This is a genomic window from Massilia sp. CFBP9026, from assembly GCF_034045165.1.
In the GTDB taxonomy this organism is placed as follows: domain Bacteria; phylum Pseudomonadota; class Gammaproteobacteria; order Burkholderiales; family Burkholderiaceae_D; genus Telluria; species Telluria arenae.
In genome coordinates this window covers 16,689-30,258 of the sequence record NZ_JAXCWH010000009.1, presented here as the reverse complement: position 1 = coordinate 30,258, position 13,570 = coordinate 16,689, and the positions used below count along the sequence as shown (strand labels likewise).

Sequence of the window (13,570 nt, the reverse complement as noted above, 5' to 3'; positions counted from 1 at the left end):
CATGCCGCGCGCGCAACCGCCTCCAGGCCTACAGTGCGGACAGCGCCGGCCCATCCGACTTGCCAAGCCAGGTGGTCGCGAACTGCTTTTGCACGGCCGCGAGCGCGGCTTCGTCACCACGCTTGCGGTACACCTCCATGAGGCCGCGCAATGCCCAGCCATTGCTTGGGGTGCGTGCCAGCGAATCGCGGAAGACTTTTTCGGCAGCGTCCGGCTGTCCGCTGCGCAGGAGCGCCACGCCGAGCGACTGGCGCACCGGGTAATACCAGTAGGGCGGCTCCATATAGGGCAGCGCGTCCTGCACCGCGATCGCACTGCGGTAGGCCTTGACCGCACGCGGCAAGTCACCACGCGCATCGGCAATCCGGGCCTGGGCCACCGAACGGGCGGTCTGGACGATCTCGCGGCCGGGAATATTCCAGTCGTTCACCGGCTTGAAGTCGCCGTTCTTCTCGATCTTGTCGAGCGCGGCGACTTGTCGTGCGGCCGCATCGAAGTCACCCTTGCGTGCATGGCCGACGGCGCGCGCGTAATGCCACATCGCCTGAACGAGCACGAACTGGGGGCCTGGATCGGGGAGCGCGAGCAGGGTGTCCGCATCGCTGAACTGGACGTGGGCGAAGTAGGGCGCCGACTTGACCGGCTGCAGCGCGCCGATGGCGGTCAGGAGATCGGGCGTGATTACCTTGTCGAGCTTGCCTGCGGCTTCGAGCGCCGTACGGCCGTCGCCGCCCATCAGGGCCGACACCATCACGAAGTGGATATTGTGCGGGTAATAGGCGCCCCGATAGACGGGATCGCTGGCCGCGTCGGCGAAGTAGCGTTCGTCGGTGGCGACCGCCAGGACATTCGAGCGCAGCGCGTCGCGGTACATGCCCAGCCGGTAATAGATGTGCGAGGGCATGTGCACGATGTGGCCGGCGCCCGGGATCTGGCTCGCCAGCACGCGCGCGGCGGGCAGGGCTTTCTCGGGCCGGCTCGAGGCTTCCATGGCGTGGATGTAGTAGTGGGCGGCCCCGGCATGGGTCGGGTTGCGCGCCAATACTCTCTCGAGTGCGGCGACCAGCTCGGCCGTGCGGTTCTTGGGCTTGGCGCCGCCGGCCGCCCAGTAGTCCCAGGGCGACAGGTCCATCAGCGATTCGGCGAACAGCACCTGGATGGTGTCGTGGGTCGGGAAGTCGCGCGCGGCCTCGGTCATGGCATCGGCATAGGCCTTGTCGAGCGCGGCGCGGTCGGCGCCGGGATCGGCGCTGTAGCGGCGCGCCACGGCGCGGATCACGGCCTGCTCTTCGGGCCGGGTGCGCGGCGCCAGGCGGCTGGCCTCGGCCGCGGCGGCCACCGCCGGCGCCACGGCCTCGGGGAACATGGGGGCGTTGATGTTCGGGCCCAGCACCAGCGCCTCGCCCCAGTAGCACATGGCGCAGTCGGGGTCGGCGTCTTGCGCGGCGCGGAAGGCGCGCGCCGCTTCGGCATGGTTGAAAGCGAAGGTCAGGCGGATGCCCTGGTCGAAATAGGCCTGGGCGCGCTTGCTGGCGGTGGTGACCGGCACGTGCAGCTTGCCTAGGTTGTCGTACAGGGGCGGCGGTGCGGCCCTGGCCGGCTTGTCCGCGGGCTTGTCGCCCGGGCTGGCTGGCGCCTGCTGGCCGGGCGTGAAGGGGCGGGTTTCGGGCTGGGGCTGGGTCTGGGTCTGGGTCTGGGGCTGGGTCTGTGCCTGGGCCTGGGCCTGCACCAGATGGGCCAGCAGGGGCGGCGTGCCGGCGCGCGCCGGCGCGCAGGTGGCGCCGGTGGTTTCGGCGAACAGCGGGTCGAAACCGGTATTGGCCGTGCCGCGCCCGGACCAGAGCGACGGCATGGCGGCGAGCGCCACTGCGCCGATGACGGCGATGGCAAGCACGGCGAGTGCGGTAATGGCGGCGACGCCACGCGAAACAAGGCGCGGTTTCATACTTCCTCCCAAGGCGGCGCCGTGTCTGCGGTGCCTGCTGTGTCATTGGAGTCGCATCGGCGCGCCGATTTCCCACTTCGGGATTGAGAAGGCACAAGGTGTGGCGCCGAACCACGGGTGGCGCGGCCAGTCATATCGAGAACATGCCTGCTCAAGGAAACCGATCATGACCCAGCCAGCCCAACCCGCGCCGTCGTCTCAGCCGGCATCGGCCACTCCCGGCCCCGACCTCGCGGCCATCAAGCAGCGCCAGCAGGCCACCTGGGCCAGCGGCGATTTCGCCGTGGTCGGCGTCACCCTGCAGATCGTCGGCGAACTGCTGGCCGAGGCCGTCGACGTGCGCGCCGGCGAGCGCGTCCTCGACGTCGCCGCCGGCAACGGCAACGCCACACTGGCCGCGGCGCGCCGCTTTGCCCGCGTCACCTCCACCGACTATGTGCCGGCCCTGCTCGAGAAGGGGCGGGCGCGCGCCGCCGCCGAGGGCCTGGCGATCGATTTTCGTGAAGCGGACGCCGAGGCGCTGCCGTTCCCGGATGCCAGCTTCGACGTGGCGCTGTCCACCTTCGGCGTGATGTTCGCGCCCGACCAGGCGCGCGCCGCCGCCGAGATACGGCGCGTGGTGCGGCCCGGTGGACGCATCGGGATGGCGAACTGGACGCCCGAAGGCTTCATCGGCCAGCTGTTCAAGGCGGTCGGCAAGCACATTGCGCCGCCGGCCGGGGTGGCGTCGCCGCTACTGTGGGGGAATGAAGACCATGTGCGCCAGCTGTTCGGCGCCGACGCGCTGCAGGCGCGCATCACGCGCAGGATGTTCAACTTCCGTTACGCGTCGCCCACGCACTGGGTGCATGTGTTCCGCGATTACTACGGGCCGCTCAACCGGGCGTTCGCCGCCCTCGCGCCGTCTGCCGCCGACGCGCTCGAACAAGACTTGCTGGCCCTGATCGACCGCTTCAACACGGCCGGGCCGGATTCAATGGTGGCGCCGGCCGAATACCTCGAGATCGTACTGACCCGCGAGGCGGCGGGCGCGCTGCATTAGGCTCCCGGGGCCGGGAGCCGTGCGTGCTTATACCTTGCGCACGAATTCCGTCTTGAGGCTCATGGCGCCGAAGCCGTCGATCTTGCAGTCGATGTCGTGGTCGGCGTCGACCAGCCGGATATTCTTGACCTTGGTGCCTTGCTTGATCACGCCGCCCGAACCTTTCGGTTTCAGGTCCTTGATCACGGTGACGGTGTCGCCATCCTGGAGGATATTGCCTGACGCATCTTTATAGACGCGCACGCTGTCGGTCGCCGCGGCGGCTGCCTGGACTGGCCACTCATGGGCGCATTCCGGGCAGACATATTGGCCGCCGCCATCTTCATAGGTATAGGCGGACTGGCATTGGGGGCATGGAGGGAGGGTGTGCATGTGAACCTTGGAATATCAAACGCTGGCCAGGGAGGGCCGCAAACAGGGAGGGTGGTAATCGGACGTCGCGTCGTCGATGCGGATGCGCACCATCGGACTGAGCGTGCATCGTCGACGATCTAGAGCTTAGGGCAGGCGCCGACTACCATCAGTCAGCGCGTATGATACCAGAAGGAAACATGCCGACTGGCGGTCGCGGCGCGTTCCTCAGCCAGCGCCACGGCCCCGGCATGCAGGCTTGGCATGATGGTTGCCACATCAGCCTCTACGCATCTGCCTTAGCCACGCCCCTGGCGACAGCCCAACCGCGCCCTTGAATCGCCGGGTGAAATGGCTTTGGTCCGCAAACCCCGCACTCACCGCGACCGTCGCCAGCGACATGCCGCTCAATAAGAGCTGACGTGCATTGGCCAGCCGGACCGCGTTCAGGTAGACATGGGGCGGCACGCCGAACTGCCGTTCGAACGCACGGCTCAGGTAGACGCGTGACACGCCCGCTTCGCGCGCGAGTTCGGCAATCGAGATATCGTTGCCCGCATGGGCGCGAATATAGTCGCGCACCCGATTCAGCCGGGCCAGGCCGGCGAGCACAGGCGCCTGCGCCGCCGCCTGGGTCTCGCCGAAGCGCAGGAGCAAGCCCATGAAGGCCTTGAGCAGCAGCGACTCCGCGCGCAGCGCTTCCTGCGCTTGGCCGGTGGCCTCTATGGCGTCGTGCAATTGCCTTGCTGCTTCTGGCGCATGCACGACGGCATCGCGAAAATAACTCGCAGGAAGAACGCCTGCCGCCTGCTCGCGCAGCACCGTCATCACGGCGGGATCGACATACAGCATGCTGTAGTCGTAGCTGTCGGTCTTGCCGCGCAAGCCGTCATGGGCCTGGTCCGGGTTCAGGAAGATGACGTTGCCCGGCGCGCTGACCTGCCTGCTGCCCTGGCAGTTGAAGGTCTGGACACCGCGATAGGTCAGGCCGATCCCGAATTCAGGGTGGCTGTGCCGCTCGAAAGTGTAGTCGGTGAAATGAGCGCGCATCAGGGTCACGCCCTGCACACCGGTGGGGCGATAGCGCACCCAGTCGGCCTTCGATGGCGGTTCCGGTCCGGTTTGGTCGTGGTTCTCTGTGTCCATCGCTATCTGCAAGAAATGCCAGGAATGAAACGAAAGGCCGCACACGGCCGCGCTTGCCCTGGCGTCGCGTCAGCCGCAACACATGATGGCAGGCTTTTGCTCAGCATGCTTGTACAGCTGTAAACACGCCAACCGGGCAGCGGCCGAGGTTACAGCCATACAAGACGAGGTCATCGGCCCCGCAGCACACTGGACGCTTTCCACTTCCCGGCAGAACCATGTACATCCATCGAGCACACACTGCGGACATACCGAAAATCAAGGAATTGTATGAGGAAGCGATCGCCTTCCAGCGCCGGCAGGGGCTGCCCTACTGGAATGCGCTGGACCTGGCAGTGGTCGAGGCCGACATTGCCGTGGGGGCCCAATATCTGTTGTCGGTCGATATGCACACCGTCGGCATCTTCAGTTTCTGTCCGCCATCGCCCATGGACGAGGATCTGTGGCAGGGCTTGCAACCGCATGCGGCCCGCTATATCAACCGCATCATCGTCGGGCGTCTATGGAAAGGGAGGTCGTTGTTCGGGCTGATGCTGGCCTGGAGCGAACGCGAGACGCTGCGCCTGGGATTCGACCGGCTGCGCCTGGATACCTGGGCGGACAACCCACGCTTGAGCGACTATTATTCCCGCTTCGGTTTCGTCCACATGGGCGAGCGCACGGCGTCGAGCGGTCCGGAACTGTCTCCCCAATACCGTGGCGTGCGCCTGGCGATCATGGAAAAACTGCTGACGCCGGCAAGCAACGCCGATCCGCGTGCAATGTGATCGCAGGCACAAAAAAAACGCCAACCGGTGAGGGTTGGCGTTTTTTCGATATTCTTGGTGGCCCGGGGCGGAATCGAACCACCGACACAAGGATTTTCAATCCTCTGCTCTACCAACTGAGCTACCAGGCCAAGGCGCGCAATGATTACCGGGCTGGGCGTATCTGCCTGGTACGCGTCTCAGTGCTTGAGTCCATCGAGGAAGGACAGGTCCGCGCCGGGACGATCGGTGGAGGTGCTGACATGCTCCCATTCGGTGGTGGCCTGGTCGCGCGCTGCTTCGGCCATGCGCACGGCGTAGAGCGCGTCGCTGCCGAGTATCAAGTGATTAGGCAGCCTATCGGCGCGGGAAAGGTCGAAGATCACCTGGGCATAGCGGCTTAGGTCGCCTATTTCGTTGCCGGGCAGGCCGCCGAGCATGGCCAGCATGTGGCCCACGGTGGCCTCGTACTCGGGCAGCAGCGCGGCTGCGCTGTTCAGCGCCGTTGGCGCCCAGCTGGTGGGCATGCTGCCTGGTTCTACGGCCACCATCTGAACGCCAAGCGCAGCCAGCTCTTTCGCCACCGATTCGGTAAAGCCGCCCACGGCGAACTTGGCGGCGTGGTAGGCGCTCATGCCGGGCATGCCAAGACGGCCGGCGCCCGACGAGATGTTGATGATGTGGCCGGCCCGCTGCCCGCGCATCAGCGGCAGGACGGCACGCGTCAGGTTGACGACGCCGTAGAAATTCGTGTCCATCTGAGTCTTGAAGTCGTCCTCCGCCATTTGCTCGAACGGCGCCAGCGAGGCGTAGCCGGCATTGTTGACCAGCACATCGAGGCCGCCGAAGTGCTTGACGGCGAGCTGGACGGCCGCCTGGGCAGCGACGGCATCGGTGACGTCGAGATGGCCCACGACGATCTGCGCGCGGTAGCGCTGCTGCAGCTCGGCCAGCAGTTCGGGGCGGCGCGCCGTGGCGACGAGGCGGTCGCCGTTGGCCAATACGGTTTCCGCGATGGCCCGGCCCAGTCCCTGGGCGCAGCCTGTGATCAGCCATGTCTTGATTTTGTTCATGCGTGAAGTCCTGTGTTGGTTTGATAACAGTAGTGACAGGCCGCAATTGCCGGATTTCAGCTGGAGTAGAATTCGCCACTCTTCCGGGGTTGCGGATGCAGGAACTGTAAGTGTGGAGCACGCTCCACAGTCAAGGGATAGGACATGTTGATTTCGGAGTTTGCGGCGGCAGCGGGATTGAGCCGCGATACGGTGCGCTACTACATGCGCCTGGGCTTGTTACAGCCCAAGACGAATGGCAAGGGCGGCAGCAAGCCCTACCATTTTTTTAACAGCGAGGACATGCAGGCAGTGGAGGTCATACGCATCGGTCAGGCGCTGGGCTGGTCGTTGAAGGACATTGCGGCGCTGGATACGGAGCGGCGTGAGAACGGCATCGATGGCGCTCGCGCCGTGGAAATTTTGCGGGCGCAGCTGGCGCAACTGGAGGCGAAGGCCGCCGACCTGGCGAGGATGACGGACTACCTTCGCAAGAAGATCGACTGGCTGGCGTCGGGCGAGCGCGGCGCGCAGCCAGGTTTTGGGGTTTGCGGGTGTGAAGTGGCGTTGCCGGAGATTTAACTCCCAAAGCAGGATCTGGGGAGTCAGGCGGCAAGCGTCCTGGGAGGCCGGGAATACAGCAGAAACAAAAACGCCCACTTGCATGAGTGGGCGTTGCGTTAGGCTTATTCTTGGTGGCCCGGGGCGGAATCGAACCACCGACACAAGGATTTTCAATCCTCTGCTCTACCAACTGAGCTACCAGGCCAAGAGAGGCATGATTATAGCCAGCGATTTTCAGTTGCGCAAGTACTCTTGAATGCTTTGTGTGTGCCGGGCGGCATATCGACCCTGGCTCAGCCGTCAATCCATGGCGACGCCGGCAAGGCATGGCTTGGCATATCGCTATAATGAGCACCATGACCACGCCCACGACCTCCACTACCCGGACCGATGTTTGCATCGTCGGCAATGGCGCCATCGCCAAGACCACCGCCCTCGGCTTTGCCCAGGCCGGGCATAGCGTGACCCTGCTGGCGCCGCCCGCGCGTCCCGGGGCCGAGGCGCCGTCGTCATCCTCGGCTGCGGAGCGTCCGTGGGACGTGCGTGTCTACGCGCTCAACCATACGGCCCATGACCTGCTGGCCTCGCTCAAGGTCTGGGGCGCCCTCGACCTGGCGCGCGTCGCCGCGGTCGATGCGATGGACGTGCATGGCGACGGCGAGGGTGGCGGCAATCTCGGTTTCGACGCCTTCGGCGCCCGGGTCGGCACCCTGGCCTGGATCGTCGAAGACCATAACCTGAACGGCGCGCTGGATGCCGCGCTCAAGTTCGCCCACAACGTGCAGCGGGTCGAAGGCCGGGCCTGCGAGCTCACCTGCAGCGACGAGGGCGCCGCGCTGCGCCTGGAAGACGGCCGCCGCCTCGAATGCGCGCTGCTGGTCGGGGCCGACGGCCGCGAATCCTGGGTGCGCGGGCAGTGCGACATCGGCGTCGACTACCGTATGTACCACCAGCGCGCCATCGTCACCAACTTCGCCTGCGAGAAGCCGCACCATGGCGTGGCCCACCAGTGGTTCACCTGCGCCGACGGCATCATCGCCTTGCTGCCGTTGCCGGGCAACCGCGTCTCGCTGGTGTGGTCGGCGCCCGAGACCCTGGCCGACACCCTGATGGACGAGTCGCTGGGCGAACTGGCGATCCGGCTCGGCGAGTACGCCGACGAGAAACTGGGCGCCCTGCGTCCCCTGCAACCCGAGGCGGTGGCGGCGGTGCCGCTGGCGCTGGTCAAGCCGCATGCGATCGTGGCGCCGCGCGTGGCGCTGGTGGGCGACGCCGCCCACGCCGTGCATCCGCTGGCCGGGCATGGCATGAACCTGGGTTTCGGCGACGTGGTCGACCTGCTCGCCACCGTGCGCGAGCGCGAGGAACGGCGCGCCATCGGCGACGAGCGGGTGCTGGCGCGCTATGCCCGCAAGCGCAAGGAAGACGTGGTCATGATGCAGCTGGCCACCGATGGGCTGGAGCGCCTGTTCGGGGCAAATCTGGAGCCTGTACGCGTAATGCGCAATCTTGGACTCAACTTGCTTGATAAAATGCCTGCTTTGAAGCGGCGCCTGATGGCGCATGCGATGGGCAAGTCATCAATCTGAGGAATCAAGCATGATCAAAATGAAGCTCGCCGTCCTGCTGGCGACGGCGCTGCTCGCATCGTGTGTCGATGCGCAGAACACGGTCGAGGCAAACATCAAGAAGGCGCTCGAACCGCACCTGGGCGGCGCCAAGATCGAATCGGTCAAGGAGACTCCGTACGGCGGCCTGTACGAGGTACGGGTCGCGGGCGACATCCTGTATACCGACAAGAAGGGCGAGTTCCTCGTGATCGGCCAGGTGTATGACGTCAAGAGTTCGCGCAACCTGACGCGCGAGCGCATCGACGACATCAACAAGATCAAGTTCAGCGACCTGCCGCTCGAGATGGCGCTCAAGCAGGTCAAGGGCAATGGCAAGCGCGTGATCGCGGTGTTCGAGGATCCGAACTGCGGCTACTGCAAGCGCCTGCGCCAGACGACGCTCAACGAGATCGACAACGTCACCATCTATACCTTCATGTATAACATCCTGTCCCAGGATTCGTTCACGAAGTCGAAGAACATCTGGTGCGCGCCGAACCGCAACAAGGCCTGGGATGACTGGATGATCAACGGTAAGGTGCCACCGGCGGCGCCGAATGCCTGCGAATCGCCCAACGACAAGGTGCTGGCGCTCGGCCAGAAGCTGCGCATCACCGGTACGCCGGCCATCTTCTTCAGCGACGGCACCCGCATCCCGGGCGCGATCGACCTGAAAGCGCTCGAAGCCAAATTCGATTCGCTGGAAGCGAAGCCGGCAAAATAAGGCAGCCGCCGGTCATGGTTGACGCCCAGGAGCGTGCATGCTGACCTTGAACATCAACGGCAGAGACCTGCAAGTCGACGCCGATCCCGCCACGCCCGTGCTGTGGGCGCTGCGCGACAACCTCAACCTCACCGGCACCAAGTTCGGCTGCGGCGCGGCCCTGTGCGGCGCCTGCACCGTGCACCTGGGCGGCGTCCCGATCCGCGCCTGCGTCACCCCGATCGCGGCGGTCGCGGGCCAGGCGATCACCACCATCGAAGCGATGCAGGACGACCCGGTCGGCAAGGCGGTCCAGGATGCCTGGGTACGCCACGACGTACCGCAATGCGGCTACTGCCAGAGCGGCCAGGTGATGAGCGCCGTCGCGCTGCTGCGCACCAACCGGCGCCCGCTGGACGCCGACATCGACAACGCCATGAGCGGTAATCTGTGCCGCTGCGGCACCTATCAGCGGATCCGCGCGGCCATCAAGGATGCCGCCGCGGCATTGGAGGCATGACCCCATGGCGCTGACGGGCATCCTGCTGGCCGCGGGACGGGGCCGCCGCTTCGACCCGGCCGGCAATCACAACAAGCTGTTGCAGCGCCTGCCCGGCGGCGAACTGGTGGTCGCCGCCAGCGCGCGCACGCTGCTGGCCGTGTTCCCACGCGTGGTGGCGGTGGTGCCGCCCGCCGACGGTGGGGTAGGGGACGTGCTGCGCCAGCTCGGCTGCGAGGTGACGGTGTGCCCGGATGCTGACAGCGGCATGGGCCTGTCGCTGGCGCACGCGATCCGTCATTCCCTGCATGCTCAGTTGCACGACCAGTCGCCCGGCCAGGGCTGGCTGGTGGCGCTGGGCGACATGCCCTTCGTCGCCCCATCCACCCTGCATGCGCTGGACGCTGCGGTCAGGGAGGGCGCCGCCATCGCCGCGCCCCTGTTCGAGGGCCGGCGCGGAAATCCGGTCGCCTTCGGCGCGCAGCACCGCGACGCCCTGCTGGCGCTGGACGGCGACCAGGGCGCGCGGCGCCTGTTGCAAAGCAGCCCGGTCGCCACGATCGACGTGCCCGACCCCGGCGTCCTGCGCGACATCGATTCCCCTTCCGACCTGCCTTCCTAAGCGACGCGCCACCCACCCGCCATGCATGGCGCGCGTTTTGCTTCGCTCGATGGATTACACTATGTCCATTCGGCGCGTCCCGAGAGACCATTCAAGAAGATCATGAAAAAGCCATCGCAGAAAAAGCAGAACGCCATCCACTACACCATCGTCCCCAAGGACCTGGCCGGTCACCTGTTCAACGTCACCGTCACGGTCGCCAATCCCGATCCCGACGGCCAGGCGTTCGTGCTGCCGGCCTGGATCCCGGGCAGCTACATGATCCGCGAGTTTGCGCGCAATATCGTGCGCATCCGCGCCGAGAGCGGCGGCAATGCCGTGGCCCTCACCAAGCTGGATAAACACGCGTGGCGCGCCGCCCCTAGCGCCGGCCCCCTGACCCTGCACTACGAGGTGTATGCCTGGGACCTGTCGGTGCGTGCCGCCCACCTCGACCAGACCCATGGTTTCTTCAACGGCACCAGCGTGTTCCTGCGCGTGGTGGGACAGGAGTCGCTCGCCCACCAGGTCGACATCCAGCGCCCCGCCGACCCGGCCGCCAAAACCTGGCGCGTGGCCACCGCGATGCCTGAAGCAGGCGCCAAGCGCTACGGCTTCGGCGCCTATGCCTGCGCCAACTACGACGAACTGATCGACCATCCGGTCGAGATGGGCGACTTCGAGCTGGCCACCTTCAAGGCCCATGGTATCCCGCACGACATCGTGATCACCGGCCGCGTGCCCAACCTCGACATGGCGCGCCTGCAGGCCGACCTGCAAGCGATCTGCGAGACCCAGATCGCCTTCTTCGAACCTAGAACGAAGCGCGCGCCGCTCGAGCGCTACGTGTTCATGACCATGGCCGTGGGCGATGGCTACGGCGGCCTCGAACACCGCGCCTCGACCGCCCTGATCTGCGCGCGCGCCGACCTGCCTAGCCTGGCCACGCCGAAGGCGGCCGAACCGGGCGAGGGTTATCTGCGCTTCCTGGGCCTGTGCAGCCACGAGTATTTCCACACCTGGAACGTCAAGCGCATCAAGCCGGCCGCCTTCGCCCCCTACGACCTGCAGGCCGAGAATTACACGCCGCTCCTGTGGCTGTTCGAAGGCTTCACCAGCTATTACGACGACCTGATGCTGGTGCGCGCCGGGATCATCGGCGAAGCGACTTATTTCAAGCTGCAGGCCAAGACGGTCGGCGGCGTGCTGCGCGGCAGCGGGCGCCTCAAGCAGAGCGTGGCCGATTCGAGCTTCGACGCCTGGAGCAAGTACTACCGCCAGGACGAGAACTCGCCGAACGCGATCATCAGCTACTACACCAAGGGTTCGCTGATCGCGCTGGCCTTCGACCTGACCATCCGCGCCAAAACGGGCGGCGCGAAATCGCTGGACGACATCATGCTGGCGCTGTGGGAGCGCTACGGACGCGACTTCTACAACGGCGCCGGCCGCGGCGTGACGGAACACGAAGTCGAAGCGCTGTTCGACGAGATCAGCGGCCTCAAACTCAAGAACATGTTCGAGCGCTATGTGCGCGGCACCGAAGACCTGCCGCTGGTCAAGCTGTACGCGCCGCTGGGCGTGAAGCTGGTCGACGAGCGCAAGGGCGGAAAGGCCTCGCTGGACGCCGGCATCGGCCGCGACCCGCTGGGCGCCAAGCTCACCCAGGTGCACGAGGGCGGCGCTGCCCACCAGGCCGGCCTGTCGGCGCTGGACGTCGTGATTGCGATCGACGGCCTGCGCGTGAACGGCAATCCGCCCAACATCGACGCGCTGCTGGCGCGCTACCGCGTCGGCGACCGCGTCACCGTGCACGCCTTCCGCCGCGACGAGCTGATGGCCTTCGACGTCACCCTGCAGGGCGACCGCGTGCCGGGCATCAGCCTGGCGCAGGCGGTGGCCGGGCGCAAGTCGGCCGCGATCAAGCGGCCGAGCGCCGTGTAATGGACAAGAATCTTCACAACGATAAGCATCCCATGACCTTTACCCGTATCGCCGCGGCAGCCGCCGTTTTCGCGTCGCTGGCCCTGTCCGCAAACGTCGCCCAGGCCCAGCAGGCCGCGCCGCTCAAGAATGACGTCGTCGCCAAGGTCGACGCCATGTATCCATGGCTCGACGCGGTCTATAAAGACCTGCACGCGCATCCCGAGATCGCCTTCCAGGAAGTGCGCACCGCCGGCAAGCTGGCGGCCGAGATGCGCAAGCTTGGCTTCACCGTCACCGAGAAGGTCGGCAAGACCGGCATCGTCGCGGTGCTCAAGAACGGCGCCGGCCCGACGGTCCTGGTGCGCACCGATATGGATGGCCTGCCGATGGAAGAGCGCACCGGCCTGCCGTACGCCAGCCGCGCCCGCGCCACCAGCGAAGGCCGCGACACCTTCGTGATGCACAGCTGCGGCCACGACATTCACATGACCAGCTGGCTCGCAACCGCCCGCACCCTGGTCGAGCTGAAATCGCAGTGGAAGGGCACCCTGGTCTTCATTGGCCAGCCGGCCGAGGAAATCGTCGCCGGCGCCAAGGCCATGCTGGACGACGGCCTGTTCAAGCGCTTCCCGAAACCGGACTACGCCTTCGCCCTGCATTCCTGGCCGCTGGCCCATGGCACGGTGGGCTTCAACGACGGCCCGGTATCGTCCAACTCGGACTGGCTCGAGATCACATTCAAGGGCCGTGGCGGCCATGGCTCAGCGCCTGATAAAACCATCGACCCGGTGGCGATCGCGGCGCGGTTCGTGGTCGACGTCCAGACCGTGGTCAGCCGCGAGAAGGATCCGAAGGAATTCGGCGTGGTGACGGTCGGTTCGATCCAGGGCGGCACGGTTGGCAACATCATCCCGGACAGCGTGCAGGTGCGCGGCACCATCCGCTCGTATAGCCCGACTGTGCGCGCCAAGCTGCTCGAAGGCGTGCGCCGCGTGGCCGAGGGTTCGGCCGCGATGGCCGGCGCGCCGAAGCCGGACATGCTGATCGGCGGCGGCGGCCAGGCCATCGTCAACAGCACCGAGCTGGTAAACAAGACCGAGGTGGTGTTCAAGGAAGCCTTCGGCGCCGACAAGGCCAAGCGCATGCCGGCCATGACCGCCAGCGAAGACTTCTCGCTGTACGCCAATGAAGGCGTGCCGTCGATGTTCTTCTTCACCGGCGTCTACGATCCGAAGGTGGTGGCCGAAGCGGAGCGCGAGGGCGGCAAGCCGATCGCCTTCAACCACTCGCCGTTCTACGCGCCGGTGCCGGAACCGTCGATCAAGACCGGCGCCCAGGCGATGACCCTGGCCGTGCTGAACGTGCTCGGCAAATAAACAGCCAAG

Annotated in this window: 13 protein-coding genes and 2 tRNA genes; 9 read left to right on the top strand and 6 right to left on the bottom strand. The window is 66.1% G+C overall.

All coding sequences use genetic code 11. The annotated features are described in order from the left end of the window. Nucleotides 1–28 precede the first annotated feature (28 nt). Nucleotides 29–1,945, bottom strand: coding sequence for a tetratricopeptide repeat protein (locus SOM28_RS20645; RefSeq protein WP_123070402.1), 1,917 nt, complete (start codon nt 1,943–1,945; stop codon nt 29–31). Nucleotides 1,946–2,111: 166 nt separating this feature from the next. Here SOM28_RS20645 and SOM28_RS20640 point away from each other — a divergent pair, with 166 nt between their 5' ends. Beyond that, nucleotides 2,112–2,987 (top strand): class I SAM-dependent methyltransferase, encoded by an 876-nt coding sequence (locus tag SOM28_RS20640; RefSeq protein WP_123070403.1) that lies wholly within the window; start codon nt 2,112–2,114, stop codon nt 2,985–2,987. Between the two features lie 27 nt (nt 2,988–3,014). On the opposite strand, the gene SOM28_RS20635 is transcribed toward SOM28_RS20640, so the two are convergent. Both SOM28_RS20635 and SOM28_RS20630 read right to left on the bottom strand, forming a co-directional pair. Then, nucleotides 3,015–3,359 (bottom strand): zinc ribbon domain-containing protein YjdM, encoded by a 345-nt coding sequence (locus tag SOM28_RS20635; RefSeq protein ID WP_123070404.1) that lies wholly within the window; start codon nt 3,357–3,359, stop codon nt 3,015–3,017. A 258-nt stretch (nt 3,360–3,617) separates the two neighbouring features. After that, nucleotides 3,618–4,484, bottom strand: a complete 867-nt coding sequence (locus SOM28_RS20630) for an AraC family transcriptional regulator (RefSeq protein ID WP_320469281.1) — start codon at nt 4,482–4,484, stop codon at nt 3,618–3,620. A 218-nt stretch (nt 4,485–4,702) separates the two neighbouring features. On the opposite strand from SOM28_RS20630, the gene SOM28_RS20625 reads away from it, so the two are divergent. Beyond that, a complete protein-coding gene (locus SOM28_RS20625) occupies nt 4,703–5,251 on the top strand; it encodes a GNAT family N-acetyltransferase (RefSeq protein WP_320469280.1) in 549 nt (182 codons plus the stop codon). Nucleotides 5,252–5,306: 55 nt separating this feature from the next. Here the strand turns inward: SOM28_RS20625 and SOM28_RS20620 are convergent. After that, nucleotides 5,307–5,382 (bottom strand) — tRNA-Phe (locus SOM28_RS20620). A 48-nt stretch (nt 5,383–5,430) separates the two neighbouring features. Beyond that, a complete protein-coding gene (locus tag SOM28_RS20615) occupies nt 5,431–6,303 on the bottom strand; it encodes an SDR family NAD(P)-dependent oxidoreductase (protein ID WP_320469279.1) in 873 nt (290 codons plus the stop codon). A gap of 144 nt (nt 6,304–6,447) precedes the next feature. Between SOM28_RS20615 and SOM28_RS20610 the strand changes: the two genes are divergently transcribed. Further along, the gene (locus tag SOM28_RS20610) at nt 6,448–6,864 is read left to right on the top strand and encodes a MerR family transcriptional regulator (RefSeq protein ID WP_320469278.1); all 417 of its coding nucleotides are present in this window, start codon (nt 6,448–6,450) and stop codon (nt 6,862–6,864) included. 111 nt (nt 6,865–6,975) lie between these two features. On the opposite strand, the gene SOM28_RS20605 is transcribed toward SOM28_RS20610, so the two are convergent. Beyond that, nucleotides 6,976–7,051, bottom strand: a tRNA-Phe gene (locus SOM28_RS20605). Nucleotides 7,052–7,202: 151 nt separating this feature from the next. On the opposite strand from SOM28_RS20605, the gene SOM28_RS20600 reads away from it, so the two are divergent. The 6 genes from SOM28_RS20600 to SOM28_RS20575 all read left to right on the top strand — a co-directional run bounded on the left by SOM28_RS20600 (nt 7,203) and on the right by SOM28_RS20575 (nt 13,561). Next, a complete protein-coding gene (locus SOM28_RS20600; protein WP_320469277.1) occupies nt 7,203–8,435 on the top strand; it encodes an FAD-dependent monooxygenase in 1,233 nt (410 codons plus the stop codon). 10 nt (nt 8,436–8,445) lie between these two features. Then, on the top strand, nt 8,446–9,180 hold the full coding sequence (locus SOM28_RS20595) for a DsbC family protein (RefSeq protein ID WP_147937164.1): 735 nt from the start codon (nt 8,446–8,448) through the stop codon (nt 9,178–9,180). Nucleotides 9,181–9,217: 37 nt separating this feature from the next. After that, a complete protein-coding gene (locus tag SOM28_RS20590; protein ID WP_123072164.1) occupies nt 9,218–9,679 on the top strand; it encodes a (2Fe-2S)-binding protein in 462 nt (153 codons plus the stop codon). A 4-nt stretch (nt 9,680–9,683) separates the two neighbouring features. Next, a complete protein-coding gene (locus SOM28_RS20585; RefSeq protein WP_320469276.1) occupies nt 9,684–10,280 on the top strand; it encodes a nucleotidyltransferase family protein in 597 nt (198 codons plus the stop codon). A 102-nt stretch (nt 10,281–10,382) separates the two neighbouring features. Beyond that, the gene (locus tag SOM28_RS20580; RefSeq protein WP_320469275.1) at nt 10,383–12,203 is read left to right on the top strand and encodes a M61 family metallopeptidase; all 1,821 of its coding nucleotides are present in this window, start codon (nt 10,383–10,385) and stop codon (nt 12,201–12,203) included. 32 nt (nt 12,204–12,235) lie between these two features. Beyond that, nucleotides 12,236–13,561 carry an amidohydrolase gene (locus tag SOM28_RS20575; protein ID WP_320469274.1) on the top strand — a complete coding sequence of 442 codons (1,326 nt, stop codon included), beginning with the start codon at nt 12,236–12,238 and terminating at the stop codon, nt 13,559–13,561. The last annotated feature ends 9 nt before the right edge of the window (nt 13,562–13,570 follow it).

Bases quoted from the DNA above. Each gene is read 5' to 3' on its own strand.
- SOM28_RS20630 (WP_320469281.1), bottom strand. From the start codon at position 4,484: ATGGACACAGAGAACCACGACCAAACCGGACCGGAACCGCCATCGAAG.
- SOM28_RS20585 (WP_320469276.1), top strand. From the start codon at position 9,684: ATGGCGCTGACGGGCATCCTGCTGGCCGCGGGACGGGGCCGCCGCTTC.
- SOM28_RS20635 (WP_123070404.1), bottom strand. From the start codon at position 3,359: ATGCACACCCTCCCTCCATGCCCCCAATGCCAGTCCGCCTATACCTAT.
- SOM28_RS20595 (WP_147937164.1), top strand. From the start codon at position 8,446: ATGATCAAAATGAAGCTCGCCGTCCTGCTGGCGACGGCGCTGCTCGCA.
- SOM28_RS20615 (WP_320469279.1), bottom strand. From the start codon at position 6,303: ATGAACAAAATCAAGACATGGCTGATCACAGGCTGCGCCCAGGGACTG.
- SOM28_RS20645 (WP_123070402.1), bottom strand. From the start codon at position 1,945: ATGAAACCGCGCCTTGTTTCGCGTGGCGTCGCCGCCATTACCGCACTC.
- SOM28_RS20575 (WP_320469274.1), top strand. From the start codon at position 12,236: ATGACCTTTACCCGTATCGCCGCGGCAGCCGCCGTTTTCGCGTCGCTG.
- SOM28_RS20610 (WP_320469278.1), top strand. From the start codon at position 6,448: ATGTTGATTTCGGAGTTTGCGGCGGCAGCGGGATTGAGCCGCGATACG.
- SOM28_RS20600 (WP_320469277.1), top strand. From the start codon at position 7,203: ATGACCACGCCCACGACCTCCACTACCCGGACCGATGTTTGCATCGTC.
- SOM28_RS20640 (WP_123070403.1), top strand. From the start codon at position 2,112: ATGACCCAGCCAGCCCAACCCGCGCCGTCGTCTCAGCCGGCATCGGCC.
- SOM28_RS20580 (WP_320469275.1), top strand. From the start codon at position 10,383: ATGAAAAAGCCATCGCAGAAAAAGCAGAACGCCATCCACTACACCATC.
- SOM28_RS20590 (WP_123072164.1), top strand. From the start codon at position 9,218: ATGCTGACCTTGAACATCAACGGCAGAGACCTGCAAGTCGACGCCGAT.
- SOM28_RS20625 (WP_320469280.1), top strand. From the start codon at position 4,703: ATGTACATCCATCGAGCACACACTGCGGACATACCGAAAATCAAGGAA.